At 60.1% G+C, this 4,310-nt stretch carries 4 protein-coding genes; 3 read left to right on the top strand and 1 reads right to left on the bottom strand.

The window, feature by feature from the left end; all coding sequences use genetic code 11:
- Positions 1-172 precede the first annotated feature (172 nt).
- The 3 genes from IIC71_14995 to IIC71_14985 all read left to right on the top strand — a co-directional run bounded on the left by IIC71_14995 (position 173) and on the right by IIC71_14985 (position 2,943).
- Positions 173-946, top strand: coding sequence for an SDR family oxidoreductase (locus IIC71_14995; protein MCH7670487.1), 774 nt, complete (start codon positions 173-175; stop codon positions 944-946).
- A gap of 755 nt (positions 947-1,701) precedes the next feature.
- On the top strand, positions 1,702-2,115 hold the full coding sequence (locus IIC71_14990) for a hypothetical protein (protein ID MCH7670486.1): 414 nt from the start codon (positions 1,702-1,704) through the stop codon (positions 2,113-2,115).
- A gap of 72 nt (positions 2,116-2,187) precedes the next feature.
- Complete coding sequence (locus tag IIC71_14985) at positions 2,188-2,943, top strand: hypothetical protein (protein ID MCH7670485.1); 756 nt, start codon at positions 2,188-2,190, stop codon at positions 2,941-2,943.
- A gap of 114 nt (positions 2,944-3,057) precedes the next feature.
- Here the strand turns inward: IIC71_14985 and IIC71_14980 are convergent, their stop codons facing one another.
- Positions 3,058-4,245 (bottom strand): IS30 family transposase, encoded by a 1,188-nt coding sequence (locus IIC71_14980; GenBank protein ID MCH7670484.1) that lies wholly within the window; start codon positions 4,243-4,245, stop codon positions 3,058-3,060.
- Positions 4,246-4,310: the final 65 nt, after the last annotated feature.

Here is a 4,310-nt window from a genome sequence, read left to right as displayed (position 1 = left end):
GTAGTCCCCTCGTGCATCTGTCGGCATTCACCTGCAAAATTTCACAATCCGGTGGCAGGGACTCCGGCGCACCGCCCAACCCCACGCCCATCCGCTCATCCGCCCAGGGTTTCGAGGTCCGTCATGAGTATATTAATAGGGTATCGCGGCACATCGGCGTAATGTCTCTTGCATGGATTCACGGCATCTGCCTTCTTTTCGGCTCGACGGCCAGGTCGCCGTCGTAACCGGGGCGAATCGGGGCATTGGGCGAGGGCTTGTCGAGGCGTTGGCAGCGGCCGGTGCGACGGTTGCCGTGACAGCCAGGTCAGCATCGGCGGCGGAGCAGGTGGCCGAGGAGCTGCGATCGGCGGGCGGATCGGCCACCGGTCACCGCGTGGATGTGACGGATCTACAGTCGATCCGCTCCGGTATCAGCTCGATCATGGACCGTCACGGCCGAATCGACATCCTGGTTGCGAACGCCGGAATCGGCGCTAACCACCCGGCGCTGGACGTAGACGAGGCAGCGTGGGACGAGATGATGGACGTCAACCTCAAGGGGCTCTTCTTCACCGCTCAGGCATGTGGACGCCAAATGGTTGCCCGGGGATCGGGGCGGGTGATCGCGGTGAGTTCGCAGGCGTCGCTTGTGGGCATCCGCGACCACGTTGTGTATTCAGCGTCCAAGGGAGGCGTCAACCAACTTGTGCGGGTGCTTGCATTGGAATGGGGGTCGTTGGGTGTGACGGTCAACGCTGTGGCTCCGACGTTCATTCACACACCGGGCACGGCCGAGCGCCTCGATGATCCCACTTACCTGGCGTCGGTTGTTGAGCGGATACCGATCGGGCACGTCGGCGAGATTAGAGACGTTGCCGGGGCTGTCATCTATCTTGCGTCACAAGCTGGCGCTATGGTCAACGGCTCCGTCCTCACTGTGGACGGCGGTTGGACCGCCCAATAGCCCACGTCGGCCGTCGTCACGTTTGGGCTGGATCGTTGGACAGGAGGCGATTGGCTTCGAGGCAAGCATCGGGTGTGGTGAACTCGGTGATCGTGTCAGACTCGAGAGGATAAGGCTCAAGGATGACGTCGCGAGGTTCGCTCTGGTCAACGGCGAAGGTGTCGTTGAGCCCTGTTTCTCTGAGGGCGAAGCTGCACGGGACGGCCACCCTCGCGGGCGATATCAACGCATGCTTCGGAAGAGCGTTCAACTAGATTCTCTGCTGAGGAAACAGCTTCTGATTTGGGTTCGAGCAGGTGCGATGGCGAGTACAAGAGAACGGGTGCCAGCGACCGGTTCTCGATCTACACGGGCCTCGACTCCAGTCTCTACCTCGGCGCCTCCTGTGATACATTGGTAGCGATTATCCCTGAGATGGGTACTCAGAGGATCTGAGGGTGTCTCGGCAACAGGTTACGAGGCCGTGTCCCTGTGGGTTGTGTCCTTGGACGCCGTGTACCTGATCCAGGCAGATCATGTGATCGCAGAGCGTGAGGCTCCAGAAGACGGACTAACGCACACGGTGCCTCGTAACCATGGATCGGTGTGGGCACGTCCGGGGTTTACTGCCATGATCCTGAAACCTTGGACATGATGAACCAGAGTTCATGACCCAGGCACAGCAGCTCACCGTTTCTCATCGTCCCTCTCGGTGTTCCCATCCCGCCTCGCGGAGCCAGCCCCTACTAGTATCAGAATTCAGAGCGGGAAGGGAGATGCATGTACCGGCGCCGATGGTTTGTCCTGGGCTATGCCTTCTTGTGTTCGTTGCGGCGTGTTCGGGTGACGAGGGGACGACCGGCAGTGCTACGACCGCGGCTCAAGTAACAACGAGCGCGACCGTTGTCGAGGATCCGGTCGATCCGTTCATCGGAAGGTGGCTAACGATCGACGGTTACGGTCTCGAAGTGGAGATCGTGATCTCGCCGAGCGCCGACAATGGTTATGCATTCCTGATGACCTACAGTCACTCGGACGCCTGCGTTGAATTCGGCGCACCGGTCACTGGCTTCCTGAGCGGGCGCGTACAAGCGACCGACTCGGAAATCCGCTTCACCTTCGAATCGCTCATGTGTCGGACAGACTTGGGGGATATCGACAAGGCCATCAGCACCGCAATGGTCCTCTAACTCCAAGACGGCGTCCTCAGATCCACTCTTCCTTCTTGTTATCGCCAGGGTCCTGCGGAGCCGTGCGAAGGTGTGGACCCGCCTGAGCCGATCGTCGCCGATCCGGACATCGATTTCCTGGTGGCCGAGTACGGGCTTGAGTGGGTCCAGGACAATTACCGGGGCGAACTCACCGCGATCGGTCTCGACCCGGCACAACTCTTTCCTTGCCTCATCCCACAAGGGGTCTCTGACGTCTCCACGTGGCAGATCAGCTTTACTGATATCAGTGGCCCTCCCAGGAAGATTACCTGCGGTCCGGGTGGAGTTTGGGTCCATCAGAGGAACGCTGGCAGTACCACGCTCCTGAACCCCGACGGGTCCAGAGAGGCCACGTTCAATGGTGTCGGTGAACCCAGCGGAAACGCCGAAGTTATCGTATTCCACACATTCACCACGATCGATTTCACGACTGATCCGGAACCGGGTTCGGTGACCCGCTTGGTTTCGCTTGGCGACGACGGCTTCATTTCCGACGCCGTACCGTTCGGCGATAGTCAGATTCTCACGGCAGGAACCGAGGTAGTGCTCTACAACCTTGACGGGAGCCGGGCTTGGACGATCCCCAGTGGTTCGCAGGGAGAGTTTGTCCTTGGGGCCAACGCCTGGTGGGTTGCCGACAACGTTGGTCAACTGATCCAGATCCCCCTCGACGGGTCGGACCGTTTGCGATTGAGGTCCCGGATGCGGTGCTGCGCGCACCCGTGGACAGGCGCGCGGCACCGAGGCTCTTGCCCTTCGCCGGCGGTGTGTGGATCACCAACGGCGACGGGACGATCCAATTCGTGAACCAAGCGGGTGAGCTGGGTGGGAGGTTCGATGTCGGTCCCGCGTCCAGAGACGATGGTGTCCACCACCTCGAGGCTCGCCAACTCAGTGCGTATGAAGGGTATCTGCTCAGGTTCAAGGGGTCGTTGCAACACCGCCTTGTTGGATTGATCGTAGGTGCTCGTTGAGTGCTTCGGCGGGTGTTCTCCATCTGAGGGTTTTACGGGGCCGGTTGTTGAGTGCGAGAGCGACCGCGTCGAGGTCGCCACGCGAGTGCCTGGAGAGGTCGGTGCCTTTGGGGAAGTACTGGCGCAGCAGTCCGTTCGTGTTCTCGTTAGATCCCCGCTGCCACGGTGAGTGAGGGTCACAGAAATACACCTGGACCCCGGTATCGATGGTGAACTGGGTGTGGCTGGCAAGTTCCTTGCCCCGATCCCATGTCAATGACCGCATCAGGTGATTGGGGAGATCCTGGATCCGGCGTGCAATCGCAGCGCAGACATGGTTGCTGGTCTTGTCTCGACCAATTCGGGCCAACATCACATATCGGGTCTGTCGCTCCACCAGCGTCACGATTGCTGAGTGGCCGCCAGATCCCACGATCAGGTCACCTTCCCAGTGACCGGGAACGGCGCGGTCCTCAATCTCGGCAGGCCGATCCGAGATGACAACCATATCCTTGATATAGCCGCCAGGGTCTTTACGGCCATGAGGGCGTCGCCGGGTCCGACCGGTCCTCAGACAAGCAGTCAGCTCCTTGGTTAACGCTCCCCAAGACTGGACAAACAGCGACCGGTAAATAGTTTCGTGTGACACTCTCATCTCCGGATCATCGGGAAACTCGATGACCAGTCTCGCCGATATCTGCTGGGGTGACCAGCGCTTGTCGAGCATTGCTTCGACCTCTTCTCGAAGCCCGTGACACGTCGACAGTTTCGCCGGTTTAGGTCGTCTGGCGCGCCGATACGCTGCCTCATCCGCTGCGACTGCCCGGTAGATGCCGAGACCGCCGTTGACGCTCACCTCCCGAGAGATCGTTGATGGTGAACAATTGAGCCGGCGAGCTATCTCACGTAAAGACTCGCCAGCGCGGATCCCCAACGAAATCTCCTCCCGCTCACGAAGCGACAGCCGCAGCTTCGACCTGTCCCTGTCTCGAACATGGACACCCCCGACGCTATTGAGAACACGTTGCACTGTCTTGGTCGAACACCGCACCGACCCGGCGGCATCCTCAAACGACTCACCATTACCAATACGCCGCCGAACCTCAAGCCGTTCCGACCGGGTCAACCTCTGACCCCTCACCCTGTCCACAGACATTTAGCACCTCCAAGATCGCTGCTACAGCACCAACCATGATGCAACGACCACTAGAGACCGAGGGG

It is taken from the genome of Acidobacteriota bacterium (assembly GCA_022562055.1).
In the GTDB taxonomy this organism is placed as follows: domain Bacteria; phylum Actinomycetota; class Acidimicrobiia; order Spongiisociales; family UBA5794; genus BMS3BBIN02.
The sequence above is the reverse complement of the archived record's forward strand: the minus strand, read 5'-3'. Positions and strand labels throughout refer to the sequence as shown.

Coding starts and splice junctions, on each gene's coding strand:
- IIC71_14995 (MCH7670487.1), top strand. CDS start 173: ATGGATTCACGGCATCTGCCTTCTTTTCGGCTCGACGGCCAGGTCGCC.
- IIC71_14990 (MCH7670486.1), top strand. CDS start 1,702: ATGCATGTACCGGCGCCGATGGTTTGTCCTGGGCTATGCCTTCTTGTG.
- IIC71_14980 (MCH7670484.1), bottom strand. CDS start 4,245: ATGTCTGTGGACAGGGTGAGGGGTCAGAGGTTGACCCGGTCGGAACGG.